Raw genomic sequence first — 18312 nt, forward strand, 5'->3', positions numbered from 1 at the left:
TATCCCCGCTTTTACCGACCAGGAGAACCAGCATGACCCAACCAAATCTTAAGCGGGCGGCCCGGCTCGACACCAAGGCCGTCGCCCTCGCCTCCCTACCCTTTATGGGCATGATCAGCTTTTGGCAGGTCTACGACGGCATCGTTCCTAAGATGCTCACGGGGACCTTTGGCCTATCCAACTCGCTCACCGGCGCGATCATGGCCATCGATAATGTCTTTGGCCTGTTCCTGCTTCCGCTCTTTGGCATCCTCTCGGACCGCTGCGCAAGCAACCTCGGGCGCCGAACGCCCTTTATCTTGGGCGGCTCCGCGGTGGCAATGCTCTCCGTCCCGCTCATCGCGATCGCCAACAACATGGGCAGCCTAACTCTGCTCATTGGCGCGATTATCCTCACGCTTTTGGCAATATGCGCCTACCGCACCATGACGGTTGCCATCGTGGCCGATATTACGCCTCGCCCACTTCGAACCAAGGCAGACTCGATCGAAAAGATCGTCGGCTATGCGGGAACGGGCCTTATGCTCGTCGCCATCTCGGTCATGGTTCCCAAGGCCGACAAGCCCGATTATCTTCCGCTCTTTATCTTGCAGGCCGCCTTTATCCTCGTGTCGGCCGTTGTCTACGGCATCTTTGTCCGTGAGCCCGCCCTCGTCGAAAAGATGCGCGAGAAATCGCTGTCCATGGGCATCGACGAGGATCAGATTGACAAAGATGACTCCCCCGAGGCTGGCGGCAAGGAACGCGTTGCAGACACCGGCGTGCGTCGCTCCATCATCATGCTGCTCGCCGCAACGTTTTTCTATTACATGAGCTATAACGCCATGACCACCAATATCAGCCGCTATGCCGATATGTTCTACGGCATGGAAGGCGGTTCCTATGCCGTCATCAATATCGTGACGATTGCAGGCGCGCTGCTAAGCTACGTACCCCTGGCAAACCTTTCGCTCAAAATCGGCCGCAAAAAGGTCGCCCTGGGCACCGCCGTCATCATGGTTTTGTACCCCGCGTTTCTTTGGCTGGCACCCGGCTTCTCACCCGTGCTGTACGGCGTCTTTTTGCTGATGGGCGTCGCGCTGGGCGGTGTGGACTTGTGCGTGTACACGATGATTCTGGAGTGCTGCAGCTCCCAAAGCGTGGGCCGCTACTCCGGTTACTACTACACCGTGAGCATGGCGGCTCAGGTGGCGACACCGATTCTCTCCGGCATCGTTATGGACGTGGCGCCGTCGATGCTCTTCGCCTACATCACGGCAATGGGCATGTTTATGGCCGCAAGCATTGCCGCCGCCAAGCACGGCGATGCTATCTTGATCGACGAGGTCGCTCGCCGCGAGGCAGCCGAGTAGAAGCGCATGCCAATATTGAGCAATGGAGCCGGATGGGGGTATTTCCCATCCGGCTCCATTTTTGTTCCATCTTCAAGAGGCTCGTCGAAGCCTACCCCACCATGACGGATTCCCCGGTAAAGGTACTCACAAGCAACAAGATAAAGAACGCCAGATAACTGATGCTCAATAGGTAGGCGACAACCAAAAAGATGGCCCATCCGGCATTGGTCTTGCCGTCGGCACGACGTTGCTCGCGAGAACGGCACAGCCAAATCGTCACGCCAATGGCCACGATCAACAGTACAAGTGCCGCCGCCGCCAGCCCAGCAAACGCAAACATCACGCCAATGCTCACAGCAATAACCGGGAGTAGCAGCAAGCCGCACCCGCACCCACCAGGACTATACACGGCAGTCTGTCGGCGCTTCATCATCACTCCAAGTCAAGCAATCGTTTGTAGACATCGAGGCCCTTGAGCAAAATTTCCTCATCAAAGAGCATGGTATCAGTGTGAAGAGTGCTCATCGCATAGGCTGGGCAGCCGTCTGCGTCGATCGGGTTTTCTTGTCCCTCCGGCACGCCCGTGCCCAGCAGGAAGAACACGCCCGGCAGATGGCGCTGATAGAAGGCGAAATCCTCGGCAATCAGCAAAGGCTCATCCACGAGCTGCAGCTCGGGCAAGGCAGGCGCGACATTGGCAAATAGCTCGGGGTCGTTGTCAACCGGCGGATAGCCCTCGGCAAAGTCGAGATCGTACGTGCAGCCCGTTGCAGCGCATGCCTCATCAAGCACGCGGTGCACACCCTCGCGTGCACGGTCGAACATGTCGTCCGTAAACACGCGCAGGCTGCCGGCAACATGGGCCTCCCCCGCCACGGCGTTGCAGACGGTACCGACCTGCAACAGACCAAACTTGCCGATACAGGGCTCGTCGGCGCCCAGCTCGTCCATCAGCTCGCGCTCGGCAACCAAAAACTTTGCTGCCGCCAAGGCCGCATCGTGCGACTCCTCGACCGGCACACCATAAGTCTTAGCAATATGGATACTCGTACCGTGAATGTGGATATGTGTCTCGCTCGAGCGCGCCAGCAGCGGGCCGGAACAACTCGCCAACGTGTTCGCAGGCAGATCGGGCCACACGTGAAAGCCAAAAATGCGGTCGACCCCGTAGCGCTCGAACACACCGCTCTCGCATACCGTCTTGGCGCCACCGGTCGTCTCCTCGGCAGGCTGGAACACAAAGAGCACGTTGTGTTTGATGGCACCTGGCTGCTCGCGAATCGTACGGTCGACATACGTCGCGGCGGCAAGTGCCATGGCCATGTGTCCATCGTGTCCGCAAGCGTGCATCTTTCCGGGATGCGTCGAGGCAAAGGCCGCACCCGTCGCCTCCGCGATGGGCAGCGCGTCCATATCGGCGCGAATCGCCGTGGCATGCGCGGCGCCCGTGCCAGCGTCGAAGAAAGCACAGACGCAGCTGGGGCACGGATAGGTCACCTCGCAGGTGAGCGGCGCCAACACGCCCTCGATATAGGCTATGGTTTGAGGAAGATCGAAATCGAGCTCCGGAATGCGATGAAGATCGCGGCGATAGCGACGGAGTTCTTGGAGCTCGGTCATAGAGGATCCTTTCGTGAGACACATCAGTTTCACTTATTGTGATGCAGAATTGTGAAGCCCTTGTTTCTAGCATGTCCCTGCATTTTTTAAACGTTATATACGAATACTCTTGTTTGGTAAAGTGCAACGTGGTAGGGTCTTTACCACTTGATAGAGGCGCGGGCACGAAGAACCGCGGGCGAGCCGGCAGGCTTTGACCCCGTGGGGAGGCGAAACCCGCCGAACTGGGCTTTTCGGGCACGAACAACCTGGTGGGCCTGCGGGAAACACCCGCAGGACTGTCTGCAGCAATGCGGGAGCGCTATCCGGACATTGGGTCCACGCTATGCGGATTCGATGCGCAGGTGGCGCCGTCTGGATAGCGAGGTTTACGGGACATGGCATTGACCCCCAACGAGGCATATGCGGCCAAGCAGCCGTTTGTGGACAAGGAGGCGCTCGAGCATATCGTCGAGCAGTTCCCCACGCCGTTTCATCTATACGACGAGGCGGGCATCCGCCGCAACATGCAAGAGGTGCGCGACGCCTTCGCATGGAACCCGGGCTTTAAGGAATACTTTGCCGTCAAGGCAAATCCCAACCCGGCGCTCATCTCCATTCTCAACGAATACGGCTGCGGCTGCGATTGCTCGAGCTATACCGAGCTCATGATCGCCCGCTCGCTGGGTATCACGGGACACGACATCATGTTCTCGTCCAACGACACGCCGGCAGCGGACTTTGAGCTCGCCGACAAGCTGGGCGCCATCGTCAACTTTGACGACATCAGCCACATCGAGTTCTTTGAGCACGTTGCGGGGCCCATCCCCAAGACGGTCAGCTGCCGCTTTAATCCGGGCGGACTGTTCCAGCTCTCCAACGGCATCATGGATAACCCCGGCGACTCCAAGTACGGCATGACCACCGAGCAACTCTTCGAGGCCTTACGCCTGCTCAAGGCCAAGGGCGGCGAAAACTTTGGCATCCACGCATTCCTTGCCAGCAACACCGTCACCAACGACTACTACCCCAAGCTCGCGCGCATCCTCTTTGAGCTTGCCGTGCGCCTGGAGCGCGAGACCGGCGCACATGTCGCCTTCATCAATCTGTCCGGCGGCGTCGGCATCCCCTACCTGCCCGAGCAGCAGGCCAACGACATTCACGCCATCGGCGAGGGGGTGCACGCGGCCTACGACGAGATCCTAGTTCCCGCCGGTATGGGCGATGTGGCCATCTGCACCGAGATGGGCCGCTTTATGATGGGCCCCTACGGCTGCCTGGTCACCAAGGCTATCCACGAGAAGCAGATCTACAAGGACTATATCGGTGTTGATGCAAGCGCCGTCGATCTGATCCGTCCTGCCATGTACGGCGCTTACCACCACGTTACGGTGATGGGTCAGCCGGGTGGCGCCGACAAGACCACAGCACCTGTTACGGACACCTACGACATCACGGGCAACCTATGCGAGAATAACGACAAGTTCGCCATCGATCGCGAGTTGCCACATATCGATATGGGCGACCTGCTCGTGATCCACGATACCGGCGCGCATGGCTACTCCATGGGCTATAACTACAACGGCCGTCTGCGCTCCGCCGAGGTGCTGCTGCGTCCCGATGGCTCGGCCGAGCTCATCCGCCGCGCCGAACGCCCGGGCGATTATTTTGCCACGCTCGACGTGCTGCCGAGCGGCCGAGAGCTGCTGGCCAAGTCGCGCGCCGAAAGTGCCCGCCGTCGCGCCCAAGACGAGCGCTTGGCCGTCGCCGCCCAATGGAACAAACGCATCCAGATCGCGGACGCGAAGGAGAAGAACATGGACATCCGCAATCTTGAAGGCTCAATCGTCGCCCTTGTTACGCCGTTTAAAAAGGACGGCAGCGTCGACTTTGACGCGCTCGGGCGCCTTATCGATTTCCACCTGCAAAACGGCACCGACGCCATCCTCACCCTGGGCACCACCGGCGAGAGCGCCACGATGACCGACGACGAGGACAACTCCGTTGTCGCCGCCGTGGTCAAGCAAGTTGCAGGACGCGTCCCCGTCATCGCCGGCTCGGGCTCCAACTCCACGCAAACCATGCTCACCAAGTCGCTCACTTACCAGGGCTTGGGAGCTGACGGACTGCTGCTCATCACCCCCTACTACAACAAGTCCAATGAAGAGGGTATCTATCAGCACTTTAAGACCGTCGCCGATGCCGTGGACATCCCCTGCATCCTCTACAACATTCCCGGCCGCTGCGGCTGCGGCATCAGCGAGCGCAACGTAGAGCGCTTGGCCGCGCACCCCAACATCATGGGTATTAAGGAAGCCTCGGGCAACGTCGCCTACGCGGCCAAGATCGCCCACCTGCTGTCCGACGACTTCCGCATGTACTCAGGCGAGGACGCGCTTACCGTGCCGCTCATGAGCCTGGGCGCCTCGGGCACCATCAGCGTGTGGGCCGACGTTCAGCCGCAGCTCGTGCATGACATGTGCCGCGCCTATCTGGACGGTGACGTGGCACGCGCCCGCGATATCCAAATTGCCGGTCAGCCGCTCATCAATGCCCTCTTTAGCGAGGTCAACCCCATCCCCGTCAAAGAAGCACTCGCCCAGATGGGCATGATCGAGGCAAACTATCGCATGCCGCTGTGCCCCATGGCAGACGACACGCGCTCTGCACTTACCGATGCTCTGAAGGGAGCTGGTCTGCTTGATTAAGACCGTCATTATGGGAACGGGCCGCATGGGCTCGCTCATTCGCACTGCCGCCGAGGGCATTGTCAATGCCGCCGGTCAGCCCGTTTTCGACATCGTCGCCCAGATTGGCTTCGACTTGTCCGAGCTCGAGAACGCCCCGGCAGCCGACGTCATCATCGACTTCTCAAACGTCGTGACCTTCGATGCCGTCGTCGCCTATGTCGAGCGCACGGGTGCGGCGTTGGTCTCGGGCACCACAGGCTATACGCCCGAGCAGATGGATCGCCTGCGCGAGCTGGGTCAGAACGCCCGGGTCATGCACTCTGGCAACTACTCCATCGGCATCGCAGCCCTGCGTCATCTGGTGGCACAGGCCACACACGAGCTGCCCGGCTTTGACTGTGAGATCGTCGAGACGCACCATAACCAAAAGGTCGACGCCCCCAGCGGCACTGCAAAGTTGCTGCTCGACGCCGTCGTTGAAGCCGAGCCCGAGGCAGGTTACCACCCCGTCTATGGCCGCGAGGGCATGTGCGGAGCACGCGACCCCAAGGAGATCGGCATGCACTCGCTGCGTGGTGGCACTGTCGCCGGCGTGCACGAAGTGAGTTTCTTTGGCCAGGACGAGGAGGTTACGCTCACGCACCGCGCCACGAGCCGTCAGATCTTTGTCAACGGCGCCCTGGCAGCCGCGCAGAAGCTCGTCACCCACGAGCCTGGCTTCTATACGTTCGACCAGGTCATGTTTGCCTAACCAGGTATCTACCGTACCCACGCAAAGGAGAGCCAGCAAATGAGCAATGCAGCCGAGATGGATGCACAGGAGATTATCAACTACATCGCCACCGCGCCCAAGAAAACGCCCGTCAAGCTGTACGTGCGCGAAAAGCCCGATATGGAGGTCCAGTGGGGCGACGCGCACATCTACGGCGATTGCCACGGCAAGACCGTCTTTGGCGACTGGGATGAGCTCAAGGCAATCCTCGACGCCAACGCCGACTCCATCGACTACTACGACGTAGAGAACGACTGTCGCAACTCTGCCGTGCCCATGCTCGACCTCAAGGGCATCAACGCCCGCATCGAGCCGGGCGCGATCATCCGTGACCGCGTCGAGATCGGCGATCGCGCCGTCATCATGATGGGTGCCATCATCAACATCGGCTCCGTCATTGGCGAAGGCTCCATGATCGACATGGGCGCCGTGCTGGGCGGCCGCGCCACCGTGGGTAAGAACTGCCACATCGGCGCCGGCACCGTACTGGCAGGCGTCGTGGAGCCCGCGAGCGCCACGCCCGTCATCATCGAAGACGACGTCATGATCGGCGCCAACGCCGTGGTCCTGGAGGGCGTGCGCGTGGGCAAGGGCGCTGTCGTTGCCGCCGGCGCCGTGTGCGTCGAGGATGTCCCCGCCGGTGCCGTCGTGGCCGGTGTCCCCGCCCGCGTCATCAAGATGCGCGACGAGAAGACCGACAGCAAGACCGGCCTCGAAGAGGGCTTACGTCAACTGTAGTGTTACGCGGTTTTACCAAACCACGTAACTAGCCGACGCTGCAAACGACCCAGAGCGGCAATCTGACGTTCAATCGTCGGGCATGACCAGAAGGTCAATGCCCTCCTCTTTCACGTCACCTTGCTCGCTCTGGGTCGTTTTCGCTGACTTATGCTCAACCTGCGGCGCAATTCAATCCCAAGCAAAAAAGGCCGAAGCATCATCGGAGCTTCGGCCTTTGTTTTCTGCAGCGTCCGAGCGCAGTTTATCGGTTCTCGATGCTGCCGATATTCTTGAGCTCGATGGAGATGAGGCCGTTGGGCTCGTTAACGAACTCGATGTACTCGGAGTTCGAACCCATCTCGGCCGGGAAGCTGATCTCGATACCCGTGTCGGTACGAATCTTATGATTGCGCACGGCTGCGCGCTCGACCTGCTTGCGTTCCACGGGCACGCGCTCGGGAACCTTCTCCTCGGTCAGCGCCGCGCGCACGCTTTCCTTGATGACCGGCTCGTCCTCAAAGACCTCATCGACGATATCCCAAGGCGGCAGCTCCTCGTCATCCTCAACCTTCTCGGCCACAGCGGCCTTAACCTTGGCGAGCGCCACGGCCGTGTTGGCGCCGTGCTCCTCGGCGACTTCCTCGACCACACGCGTCACGGTGTCGATGACCTCCTTGCCCGACACGCCCGTGTCGCACTGCAGCAGGCCATCGGGAATGAGCATACGGTCCTCGCCGGCAATCTTGCGCTTCTTGTCCACGTAGCCGATCTCCATGGTGCTCGCGCGCACGATGGCATAGCTCGGCACCTTTTGCGAAGGGTTCGGCAGAATAGCGTAGGGGCGCGCGATGTCGTTGCGCACCTCCCCCTCCTCGCGGCCCACCTCGTGCATAAAAGCCTGCTTGGAGCCCAGCAGCATCACGGCAAACCAGCGGGCATCCTCATCGTCGTCAAAATCGGCCACGAGCACGTCGGTTGACTCGGCTTTCTCGGCTTTGGTGAGCTCGGAGGAGATAAACTCCGCAATCTGCTGCGACAGGTCCACGAACTCGCGCTCGCCAAAGAAATAGCCCTTGAGCTCGCCGCCAAACGCAGAGTTCTCGGCAAACGCGGCGCGTTTATTGTCGGCCGAGGTACGTGCGCGGCGCAGATGCGTGGTCACGAAGTTGCGCACGGTACGGCTCTCGATATCGAGCTCGCGCTGGCTCATAACGTTGACGGCAGAGTCAAAGTCCAGGATATGCAGAATCGCGTGATTGATTTTCATATACGGCATTCCGTTCTAGATCGATTTCGGCACGAACCAGTATAGCGGTCGAGCCCGCCCCAGGCGCATCGAAGATTGGTGCATCGGGGACAGGTTGCTTTGCACCAATGGCTAGCGCAGGAGCTCGGACTGCCATACCTCGAGCTGTTCTGCCAGGCTCTTACCACTAGAAGGCACGCTGAACTCGGGACGTTTGGGCAGCAGCGCACACTTAAGAATTGCCACGATGGTCTGCGAGACAAAGCGTCGCGTATCCTTGTCAAACCCTTGCGCAGCCTGGAGCATCACGGGCAGGCTCTCGCGCAGATTCCCAGCGATATCCGCAAACCGCTCAGCACCCGTAGCCTCAAACACGGAGAACAACGCATCTACAAAACGCTCGCGCTCGCTAGGCGAAACTGCAAGCAGCATCTCGCGAATGGAGCCATCAACGTATCGAGCACCGGCGGACAGGCGCTCACAGTACACGAAGTCGCGACCATCAACCACCCAGCTAAAGGGATTGTGCTGCAGCAGGCTGAACTCGGTGCTCTCAACGATGGCATAGTCCTCCTGTGTCTCGAACATCATGCCAAAGATCGACGACCGAGGTAGCGTCTTGTCGATTCGACCGGATAGGTCGGCGAAGGCGTTGCCGCTCAGAAACTCCTCGACGAAGCCCGGACCATCATGGGAATACGCCCGTTCGATTCGCTCGCGGGCGACATCGGAGCACATCGCCGCACCGTACACCGCAAGGTTTCCACCCTTGGAATGACCTCCGCACAAAAGCGGCCCGCCAATCGCATCCGCCGCCTCGTCCACATAACGTACCGCGGATTCCTGGGCCGGCACAGGACACCGGAACGCCATGTTAAAGTCCTCTTTCCAGCCCACAATCGTGCTGTCGGTCCCCCGGAAGGAAAGATAACTAAACCCCGCCGGAAACCGGAACGCCATGGCTGCAAACTGCTCTGTCGCTACCACATCGCTCACGGCACGATAGCCGCAAACGTGCACGCCACGGTAACGAGGGTTTGCTGCCACGGCCTCCAACAAGGCCCTGCTCCCCTCTGGATCCCACAAGTCGTCAATCATGTCCCGGTAGCACTCGGCACGCAGCAGTTCGCGTACGTCTAGGCCCTGCCAGTTCGTCAGCTCCGCCATATCACCCGGCAAACGCAAATAGGACAACCACGCAAAGACCAGGCTATCCACCGCGCAGAACGACCGCTCCTCAAACGGATCAAACACCGTCTGGGCATATGTCAAAAAATTAGGCGAATCCGACATGGCGCTCCCATCAACTATGGTGCATTGGGGTCAGGTTACTTTGCACCAAAAAGGCGCCCGGGCCGTGTGGACTCGGACGCCTTCATTGTAGCTTTTCGCTCCAACGAGCTTGATTTAGCAGGAGAAGTCGACGCTGTCGATAATGTCCTTGAGGGCCTTGGCGGAGGCGGTGAGCTCATGCTGCTCGTCATCGTTCAGCGGCACGGGGACGCGACAGACGACGCCGTCGCGGCCAACGACCGTCGGCATGGAGATGGCAAGATCGGACAGGCCATACTCGCCCACCATGAGCGAGGAGACGGGCAGAACGGTCTGCTCATCGCGCATGACGGCGGTGCAGATGCGCTTGACGGCCATGGCGACGCCATAGTAGGTGGCGTGCTTCTTCTCGATGATGGTGTAGGCGGAGTTCTTGACGTCCTCGGCGATGCGCTTCTCGGCAGCCTCATGCTCCAGATGACCGTGAAGCTCGCAGAAAGTGTTCAGCGGCACGCCGGCAACCTGGGCGCTGGACCAAGCGACAAACTCAGAGTCGCCGTGCTCACCCATGACATAGGCCTGGACATCGCGCGGGTCAACCTCGACGTGGGCACCAAGCATCTGCTGCAGACGGCCAGTGTCGAGCACGGTGCCGGAGCCGATGACATGGCCCTCGGGCAGGCCGGACATCTTGATGGCGGCATAGGTCAGAACATCAACCGGGTTGGAGACGATGAGCAGAATGCCGTCGAAGCCAGACTTCTTAATCTCGGGGATAATGGACTTAAAGATGTTGACGTTCTTGTTAACCAGATCCAGGCGGGTCTCACCGGGCTTCTGGGCAGCGCCAGCGGTGACGACGATCATGGCGGCGTCGGCGACATCGGAATAATCGCCGGCGTAGATCTTCATCGGCTCGGCAAACGTCATGCCGTGCGCGATATCCAGGGCTTCACCCTCGGCGCGGTTCTTGTCCACGTCGATGAGGACCATCTCGGAGAACAGACCGCTCTGCATCAACGCGAACGCCGACGACGAGCCGACGAAACCGCAGCCGACAATAGCGACCTTCTTCTCGTTAACCATTAGAAACTCCCATCTCTCTCCACAAACAAGCCGCCCGGGAACGACCCGAGCGGCTTGCCGTAATCCCAATACATCCAATCGGGACTTTGATTATGCTCCTATTCGCATCCAAATATCGACCGTTTACCGAAATTATTTGCAGGATTCGTAAAATAACTGCACGAAATCGGTTTCGAGCTATTGACGAGTCGAAATAGCCTTCTAATACAGGCCCGCCTCGCGAATGGCCTCGACAGCCAAAGCGATCTGGTCGGGCGGCAGGACCAGCGCCATGCGCACGTGCCCCTCGCCCGAAGGACCAAAGCTCGCGCCCGGCGTCACCACAACGCCGGCCTTCTCCATAAGTTCCTCGCAAAACGCCATGGAATCGGTGCGGCCACCGGGAAGCTTGGCCCACACAAACATGGAGCCATGCGCGTTGGGACGCTCCCAGCCCAGGCCCTCAAGACCGTCGCACAGGGCATCGCGGCGCTCCTGGTACTTCAGACGCTGCGCCTCGACCTCATCGCGCGGGCCATTAAGGCACGCGATGGCGGCCTTCTGGATCGGGAAGAACATGCCAAAGTCGATCTGGCCGCGCAGCTTGGCAAAGGCAGAGACCACGTCCTCGCGGCCGACCAAAAAGCCGATACGCGCACCGGTGACGTTAAACGACTTGGAGAGCGAGAAGAACTCCACGCCCACCTCAAGCGCACCGGGATACTGCAAGAAGCTGCCGCCCGGCTCGCCGTCGAACACGATGTCGGAGTACGCGTTGTCATGGACAATGAGCAGGTCGTGCTCGCGGGCGAAAGCGATAATCTCCTCGTAGACCTCGGGCGTGCCCACCGAGCCGACCGGGTTCGCAGGCAGCGACACGATCATATACTTGGCACGATCGGCCACCTCGGGATCGATACCAGCCACATAGGGCAGGTAATTATGCTCGGCAACCAACGGATAGTACTCGAGCTTGGCATCGGCGATCTTGGCACCCGCCTCAAAGACCGGGTAGCACGGATCGGGAACCAGAATGGTGTCACCCGGATCGAGCAGAGCCAGGCCCAAGTGGCCCACGCCCTCCTGCGTACCGTTGCACGACTGCACCATGGACGGCGTAATGCCCGAAACGCCAAAGCGACGCTCATAGTAATCGCACACGGCTTGCTTGAGTTCGGGCAGGTCGCGCAGGGCATACTTCCACATCTCGGGATCCTGGGCGGCTTGTGTGAGCGCCTCGACCACGTGGCCGTACGGCTTAAAGTCGGGCGTGCCCACGCTCATGTTGTAAATGGTCTTGCCCTGAGCCTTCAGCGCGAGAAGTTTGTTGTTGAGCGAGGCGAAGACCTCCGCGCCAAAGCGATCGAGACGCTGCGATGCTTGCATGGTGCCACCTTTCGATATAAAAAACGCGGCGCTCCGACAAGAGCGCCGCGCGATACGGGCCATCAGATTGCAAAAGTGTAACGCTTGCCATCCCCGTATTGGTTCAATTTAGCCAACCTTAGTCAATTGGATCGAGCGCGTCGATCTGCGCAAGCCACAGATGCGAGCTGGCGTCACTCGGCATACGCCAATCGCCGCGCGGGCTGAGCGTCACCGAGCCCACCTTGGGACCATCGGGCAGGCAGCTGCGCTTAAACTGCTGGGCAAAGAAGCGACGGTAGAACGTACGCAGCCACGTGTGGACGGTCTTAGCATCGTAGACACCCTCGAAGCTCTTGAGCGCCATGCGGTAGATCTTGCCGGGCTCAAAGCCAAAACGCAGCAGGTAATAGAGGAAGTAGTCGTGCAGCTCGTACGGGCCCACCAAATCCTCAGTCTTCTGCGCAATCTCGCCGTCGCCCGTGGGCGGCAGAAGCTCGGGGGACACCGGCGTATCGAGGATGTCGAGCAGCGTCTCGGCAATACGCCCGCCAAAGACATCGGCGGCATAACGCACCAGATGGCGCACAAGCGTCTTGGGCACGCTCGCGTTGACGGCGTACATGCTCATGTGGTCGCCGTTATAGGTAGCCCAGCCGAGCGCCAGCTCCGACAGGTCGCCCGTGCCGATGACAAAACCGCCAGCCTGGTTGGCCAGATCCATCAGAATCTGCGTACGCTCGCGCGCCTGGCTGTTCTCATAGGTCACGTCTTGGACGGCCGGATCGTGCTCAATGTCCTTGAAGTGCTGCTCCACGGCCGCGTGGATCGAAACCTCGCGGAAGCTCACGCCCAGGTCGCGGGCGAGCAACTCGGCATTCGACTTGGTGCGATGCGTCGTGCCAAAGCCGGGCATGGACACGGCAGTGATGCCCGTGCGCGGCAGCCCCAGCGCATCGAAGGCACGCACGGTCACGAGTAGCGCCAGTGTGGAATCGAGGCCGCCGGAAAGGCCGATGACGGCAGCCTTGGTACCCGTATGGGCAAGGCGGGTCTTGAGGCCCGCAGTCTGCAGATCGAGGATAGTCTCGCAGCGCTCGGCCAGGTCTCCATGGTCGGCCGGTACAAAGGGCGCGCGAGGGAAAACGCGGTCAATGTCGCAGGCGTTGCGCAGGACGGGAGTCTCGGAGAGCACGCCCTCAAACGAAAACTCAACGGTCGTGGCCTCCGGCGCATCGTCCGCGCGCGTCCACGTCGTCGAGCGGCGGCGCTCGGCAACCAGACGGTCAAGATCGACATCGGCAATCGCCATATCGCAGGTAAGGAGCTTCGTCGCCGCCAGCTTAGAGCCGTTTTCGTAGATAAGGTTCTCGCCCGCAAAGACCATATCGGTCGTGGACTCGCCCTCGCTCGCGTCTGCATAGGCATAGGCACAGTACAGGCGCGCACTCTGGTTAGAGATGAGGCTGCGGCGGTAATCCGCCTTGCCGATAATCTCGTCCGAGGCCGACGGGTTGAGAATCACCGTCGCACCGGCAAGCGCCATCTCGGTCGAAGGGGGCGCCGGCACCCACAGGTCCTCGCAGATCTCAACGCCCAGCACCAGGTCCTCGGCACCCTCATCACAGCAACGGTAGATAAGCCCCGAACCCAGCGGAACCGGACCCTGACCGGCAAAATCAACCCACACAGGATCTGCGGGCGCCGAAGCAAACCAGCGACGCTCATAGAACTCGCCATAGTTGGGCAGATACTTCTTGGCCGTAAGACCCAAAAGCTCACCCGCACAGCACACGGCGGCACAGTTGTAGATGTTCTCGGCCACCGCCACGGGAAGACCGATGGTAAAAACAATCGGCAGCTCACGAGTCTCATCGAGAATATGCACCAGAGCAGCCTCACAGGCATGCAGCAGCGTGCGATTATGGAACAGGTCGGCCGCGGTATAGCCGGTCAGGTTAAGCTCGGGCAGCACCAGCGTGCGAACGCCGCGCTCGGTAGCCTCGCGAACAGCCGTCAGCGCAACCTCGGCATTGCCCTCGACATCGGCAACGCGAATCTTGGGCGAGGCCGCCGCCACACGCAAAAAGCCGTCGTTCTTATTAGCCGAAACGCAGCATTGCCTTGTTGATCTGGACACTGGAGGCCCCTTCTACCCTGAGATTCAGTCTAACGGACGTTCACATATCTCTAACTAGCCAAAGCAACCTCCCAGTTTACTGAGACGCCAACCTGTGCTAAGAGCATGTATTCCAATAATATCTTTAATTAAAAAAGGAGAAATCGATAATCGACTTCTCCTTTAAGCGAGGCAAGTAAATTCCGAAACTAATGGCAGAATTTATCCATGTAGTCCTCAAAGTCGAACACTTCTACCACGACGCCCTCTTCCTGAGACTCTTTCAGTTGCTCCAAGAGATCTTTGTTAATAACGTCCATGCAGAAACCTCCTCTATCTAATCAATTGTAGTATATCTGCTTTCATGCAATTATCAACCAACTTGTTTAATTGCTCCTCGTTTGCCGATAGTCCCTCTTTTTTCAAAATGTCGCGCACCTCGTTCTTAGTAATCGGCTTTTCAAACAACGAAAGCAAAGCGAAAGAATAATCATTAACCGCACACATTCTATGGGTGGCACAACTCAGCAGTACTCTTAACCCCTCTTTTGAGCGTCCGACTTCTTTAACAAACGAACTTTTAACCAATTGAAAACCATTATCGTGCATTACATAATCGGCATCGATATTTGTATTCAGCAATCCATAATGCAACAGTTCTTCTATCGCCCTTGTCAGCTCGAGGTCGCCCTGATCAAGAATAAGAGAAATGCTACAATCGGCCTCCAATAAACGGGCCAACTTAAGGTATACCAACTGGGAAACAGCATAGACATGATGGTATTCAGAATTATAGAAGTAGGCAAATGGCTCAACGAGCACGACAGAGGTCTTGGAATCCAGCCAGATTCGATCAGCTGGATTTAGACTAGTTAGCCGTCGCTTTACTTTGGTCAAATGTCCCTTATACCTGACAGCGTGAATAGAATCTAGGATCCAGGTCACCTCTGAAATATGAAGCCGCTGGGGCAAGTCAATTGTGTCGCTACCGTTTATGACCTCTTGCATATAAAAATCAATATGATGCTCATCAGATAAGGATTTTGCTTCATTTAAAGTTAAACCAGTGCCTGAAACATAATCCACTTCGAGGCGCAAATCCTCATATTGGGACTTCGGCATTACAGAGACACCATACTTATCGGGATGATTCCAAACATCCGACCCCATAACGAGACCAAAATTCGTAAATCCTCTCGTGGAATATGGAACACCACATACCTGTTTTGAATAATTCAAAACATTCTCTGTATAAGCTAAGGTGTTCAGAGCCTCTTCTTTAGTTTCGGTCGGAAAGCCAATCATAAAAAATAGATGAACAGGAATACCCGCATTGAGACAATCATGGATATTGCGATCAATCCAATCAACTCTCGTGTTCTTCTTCATTAGATCAAGAACTCTTTGGTTGTATGACTCGAGGCCAAACTGAATCTGCCTACATCCACTTTGGTATATCTTGTTAAAAACGTCTGTACTTAGGGTTGGAGAGAACCTCGTTTCTCCATGCCAGAAAAACGTTTTTCCCGATGCGTTTATTTCATCCGCGAGTTGCTCCATTCTTTTGCCTTCGAATGTTTCATCCACAAAAGAGAAAACTCTCGTGCCGTATTTTTCATTTAACCGACACATTATTTCAAATACTCTCGATATAGGCATCTTTCGGTAACAACCACCGGTAGCACCGGGAATGGTGCAGAAGGCGCAATGATTAAAACACTGCCTAGAGGAATAAACCGGCAATATTAGCTCAGGCATGAAGTATTTAGAAAGGGCGAAGCCATCGAAATCGGGAACTGTATCGTTGATAAATGTTTGCTCAATCCGATGGTTTTTATATATCTTTCCACCTTTAGCATGGCAAAGGTTTGGAACACAGTCGAGATTGTCATCACCAGAGTCAAGAGCCTCAAGAAGACGTGCAAGCGGCTCTTCGCCGTCATACATCATTATCGAATCAATGTATTCAAAAAAGGGATGCCATTCTTTCATGCAGTCATCTGCTAAACGAGTAATGTAATTGCCGCCCAATGAGACGTGTTTAACAGATGGACATTCTTCTTTAATCAGTTTCGCTAACGTAACTGCAGAAATCAATTGGAAACAGCCGCTCACCGAAATCCCAATAAACTCGATTTTTTCCCTCTGAATACGCTTAAGAAAGGCAGTTTCATAGAAGGAAATAAACGGATTATGCAAGGTATCCGCAAGCGATTTCATTATTTCTGGTGTCGAATAATAATCATAGGGCAGATCTATGGAGTTGAACGTGTATTTAACTCCATATGAGACGTGATTTATGATATAGAGTGCATTTCTAAAAATGTTTTCAGCATATTGTCTTTCTTTTAGATTACACTATCTCTTCGATCTGAAAATATCTTTTGCCTCGTCAACATTAAGTGCCGACTTTTGTATCAACTCGATTGTTAATTGAACATTCGAACTAAACGAATCCTTTGATTCCCGATACCTTTTACAGCACTCTTCGACATGTCTAAAAGATAGGAGGTCATCGTAAAATTCCACGTTTAAGTCAACAATGTCAACTTTGTATTGTTCAACCTCTTGAAGATATGACTTCAAAACAGGCAAGGCAAGATACGGCCCCACTGGACTCCATCCTGGGGGAAATACTAAAAGCGTTTTAGGCATATCAACGTCACATCTTTCGCAAATAATTCAATTGAAACACAACTACCATCATAATTGAAAATACACCAAGTCCTGTAACGAGAATTGAGAACATCGCGATGCTCGTGAACAGCGAAACAAGAAGTGTTGAAATAACAACAGCAACCGATTGCAAAGACTCCCTAATTGAAAACAGGCTTATCGATTCAGATCCGTCTCTCGCCAAATCCTGCAGCGATGTTATGAGAAGCACATCTTGAATGGCGTTTCCGGCACCGACGATAAAAAGGAAAATAAACGATATCCCAGACGCATAGCGATAGCCAAACGCCAGATACGCACCGAGCGCAAGATACGTCACAAAACAATATGATTTAACGCAATCGGAACCACTGATTAAACGACCGTATATTGTATTTCCGAACAACAGTCCGATTGTAAGACTACTCTGAAGGAATCCATATTGTATCGATGACGAGTCAAATTGCAATTGCGCTATAGCTGGCAAAAGAGAATTCAGAGAGCCGAATGCCACGCCACTAGAAATATCGATTAATAGGAAACCAATTGCCAAGTGCTTCGCGCTAAGATCACTAAATGCAGTCCTGTTTTTTTCATTTTTGCTTATTCCCTCTTTATCATTAACCTCGATAACCGACGGAACATCTCGCAGCAACCAGAACGACGCGGCAAAAGAAAGCGCGTCTAATGCAAGAACAGCCTCCGCCCCAAATTGAGCGACAACAAAACCGCCGGCAACTGGCCCCAGAACCATCATCAAATTCTGCAGGAACCCAAACGAATTATTAATTACGTCGCGATTGATACTATTCGTATTGGCTCTTAACAACGAGTAAAAGCAGGGCATTTCTACCGTTCGGCAAAGCGATACCGCGCACGTAATAGCAAACATACTCCATTTACTATCAACAAAAATATAGCAAACGAATAATCCCGCGCGAATTAAGTCTGCCAATCTCATGGCCTGCAGTGTCCCGATACCCATCTTCTGAGGCAGCTGCGCGAGCGCAACTGAAAACAGAGAGGGGGCAAATCTGCAGCAGACCATCAAAGCAGTTGCAGAAACATCGTGAGTTACCTCGTAAATCAGCATTGGCAAAGCAATATTCGCACACCAATTGCCTATTTCGCTTATCCCTCTAGCAATATATAGGACCCGAACCGGACGGCTAGCTCTCAATACCGTGAACATCACGATTAACCTCGTATTTCAGGCCTCGTTCATCCCTTAATAGGAATCCATAATCAACCAAGTACCGCCTCAACACGGCATAATCAGGATAGAGCTGTGACAGCACACGATTAACCTGAAGCTCCGTATAACTTGTATTTAATTCAAAGAAAGAGACGGCCCATAGTAGCATGATTCTTTTATAGCTTTCCTTTTTTGGAATTGAAACCAGCTCGCCATTCTTGAGAAATCGTTTTTTAAAGTCTATTAGCTCATCCATTCACATCCTCCATTTCATACGCAT

14 protein-coding genes and 1 riboswitch are annotated in these 18312 nt (G+C 56.1%); of the genes, 4 read left to right on the forward strand and 10 right to left on the reverse strand.

Going from position 1 to position 18312, the window contains the following annotated elements; genetic code table 11:
* The first annotated feature begins 32 nt into the window (after positions 1-32).
* Positions 33-1352: an MFS transporter gene (locus tag DW823_RS08675; RefSeq protein WP_118081810.1), complete on the forward strand. Its 1320-nt coding sequence runs from the start codon at positions 33-35 to the stop codon at positions 1350-1352.
* Positions 1353-1443: 91 nt separating this feature from the next.
* Here DW823_RS08675 and DW823_RS08680 read toward each other — a convergent pair whose 3' ends face one another.
* The gene (locus DW823_RS08680; RefSeq protein WP_118081812.1) at positions 1444-1764 is read right to left on the reverse strand and encodes a hypothetical protein; all 321 of its coding nucleotides are present in this window, start codon (positions 1762-1764) and stop codon (positions 1444-1446) included.
* Between the two features lie 2 nt (positions 1765-1766).
* Positions 1767-2954, reverse strand: coding sequence for an amidohydrolase (locus DW823_RS08685; protein ID WP_118081814.1), 1188 nt, complete (start codon positions 2952-2954; stop codon positions 1767-1769).
* Between the two features lie 143 nt (positions 2955-3097).
* A riboswitch (Lysine riboswitch) is annotated at positions 3098-3266 on the forward strand.
* A gap of 65 nt (positions 3267-3331) precedes the next feature.
* Here DW823_RS08685 and dapA point away from each other — a divergent pair.
* From dapA to dapD, 3 genes are read left to right on the forward strand one after another with little or no spacing between them, the layout of a single operon-like run.
* Positions 3332-5641: a 4-hydroxy-tetrahydrodipicolinate synthase gene (dapA, locus tag DW823_RS09965; RefSeq protein WP_118081816.1), complete on the forward strand. Its 2310-nt coding sequence runs from the start codon at positions 3332-3334 to the stop codon at positions 5639-5641.
* A complete protein-coding gene (gene dapB / locus DW823_RS08695) occupies positions 5634-6374 on the forward strand; it encodes a 4-hydroxy-tetrahydrodipicolinate reductase (RefSeq protein WP_233543065.1) in 741 nt (246 codons plus the stop codon). The genes dapA and dapB overlap by 8 nt, the downstream gene beginning before the upstream one ends.
* A 39-nt stretch (positions 6375-6413) precedes the next feature.
* Complete coding sequence (gene dapD / locus DW823_RS08700) at positions 6414-7133, forward strand: 2,3,4,5-tetrahydropyridine-2,6-dicarboxylate N-acetyltransferase (protein ID WP_118081818.1); 720 nt, start codon at positions 6414-6416, stop codon at positions 7131-7133.
* Between the two features lie 244 nt (positions 7134-7377).
* On the opposite strand, the gene DW823_RS08705 is transcribed toward dapD, so the two are convergent.
* The 8 genes from DW823_RS08705 to DW823_RS08745 all read right to left on the reverse strand — a co-directional run bounded on the left by DW823_RS08705 (position 7378) and on the right by DW823_RS08745 (position 18288).
* Positions 7378-8382 carry a nucleoid-associated protein gene (locus DW823_RS08705; RefSeq protein ID WP_118081820.1) on the reverse strand — a complete coding sequence of 335 codons (1005 nt, stop codon included), beginning with the start codon at positions 8380-8382 and terminating at the stop codon, positions 7378-7380.
* 111 nt (positions 8383-8493) lie between these two features.
* A complete protein-coding gene (locus DW823_RS08710) occupies positions 8494-9654 on the reverse strand; it encodes an Mbeg1-like protein (RefSeq protein WP_055252356.1) in 1161 nt (386 codons plus the stop codon).
* A gap of 114 nt (positions 9655-9768) precedes the next feature.
* A complete protein-coding gene (locus DW823_RS08715) occupies positions 9769-10719 on the reverse strand; it encodes an L-lactate dehydrogenase (protein WP_006234343.1) in 951 nt (316 codons plus the stop codon).
* 201 nt (positions 10720-10920) lie between these two features.
* Positions 10921-12084: a pyridoxal phosphate-dependent aminotransferase gene (locus tag DW823_RS08720; RefSeq protein WP_118081822.1), complete on the reverse strand. Its 1164-nt coding sequence runs from the start codon at positions 12082-12084 to the stop codon at positions 10921-10923.
* A gap of 118 nt (positions 12085-12202) precedes the next feature.
* A complete protein-coding gene (locus DW823_RS08725) occupies positions 12203-14203 on the reverse strand; it encodes an NAD(+) synthase (protein ID WP_118081824.1) in 2001 nt (666 codons plus the stop codon).
* A 312-nt stretch (positions 14204-14515) separates the two neighbouring features.
* Positions 14516-16402, reverse strand: a complete 1887-nt coding sequence (locus tag DW823_RS08730) for a radical SAM protein (protein WP_118081826.1) — start codon at positions 16400-16402, stop codon at positions 14516-14518.
* Positions 16403-16844: 442 nt separating this feature from the next.
* Positions 16845-18029 (reverse strand): MFS transporter, encoded by a 1185-nt coding sequence (locus tag DW823_RS08740; RefSeq protein WP_082435530.1) that lies wholly within the window; start codon positions 18027-18029, stop codon positions 16845-16847.
* Positions 18007-18288 (reverse strand): DUF2087 domain-containing protein, encoded by a 282-nt coding sequence (locus DW823_RS08745; RefSeq protein WP_055251466.1) that lies wholly within the window; start codon positions 18286-18288, stop codon positions 18007-18009. The genes DW823_RS08740 and DW823_RS08745 overlap by 23 nt, the downstream gene beginning before the upstream one ends.
* Between the last annotated feature and the right edge of the window lie 24 nt (positions 18289-18312).

This window comes from Collinsella sp. AM34-10, from assembly GCF_003469185.1.
GTDB lineage: Bacteria > Actinomycetota > Coriobacteriia > Coriobacteriales > Coriobacteriaceae > Collinsella.

What these genes read in the sequence shown, in the direction of transcription:
- DW823_RS08675 (WP_118081810.1), top strand. Translation starts at nt 33, where the DNA reads ATGACCCAACCAAATCTTAAGCGGGCGGCCCGGCTCGACACCAAGGCC.
- DW823_RS08680 (WP_118081812.1), bottom strand. Translation starts at nt 1,764, where the DNA reads ATGAAGCGCCGACAGACTGCCGTGTATAGTCCTGGTGGGTGCGGGTGC.
- DW823_RS08685 (WP_118081814.1), bottom strand. Translation starts at nt 2,954, where the DNA reads ATGACCGAGCTCCAAGAACTCCGTCGCTATCGCCGCGATCTTCATCGC.
- dapA (WP_118081816.1), top strand. Translation starts at nt 3,332, where the DNA reads ATGGCATTGACCCCCAACGAGGCATATGCGGCCAAGCAGCCGTTTGTG.
- dapD (WP_118081818.1), top strand. Translation starts at nt 6,414, where the DNA reads ATGAGCAATGCAGCCGAGATGGATGCACAGGAGATTATCAACTACATC.
- DW823_RS08705 (WP_118081820.1), bottom strand. Translation starts at nt 8,382, where the DNA reads ATGAAAATCAATCACGCGATTCTGCATATCCTGGACTTTGACTCTGCC.
- DW823_RS08710 (WP_055252356.1), bottom strand. Translation starts at nt 9,654, where the DNA reads ATGTCGGATTCGCCTAATTTTTTGACATATGCCCAGACGGTGTTTGAT.
- DW823_RS08715 (WP_006234343.1), bottom strand. Translation starts at nt 10,719, where the DNA reads ATGGTTAACGAGAAGAAGGTCGCTATTGTCGGCTGCGGTTTCGTCGGC.
- DW823_RS08720 (WP_118081822.1), bottom strand. Translation starts at nt 12,084, where the DNA reads ATGCAAGCATCGCAGCGTCTCGATCGCTTTGGCGCGGAGGTCTTCGCC.
- DW823_RS08730 (WP_118081826.1), bottom strand. Translation starts at nt 16,402, where the DNA reads ATGAAATCGCTTGCGGATACCTTGCATAATCCGTTTATTTCCTTCTAT.
- DW823_RS08740 (WP_082435530.1), bottom strand. Translation starts at nt 18,029, where the DNA reads ATGTTCACGGTATTGAGAGCTAGCCGTCCGGTTCGGGTCCTATATATT.
- DW823_RS08745 (WP_055251466.1), bottom strand. Translation starts at nt 18,288, where the DNA reads ATGGATGAGCTAATAGACTTTAAAAAACGATTTCTCAAGAATGGCGAG.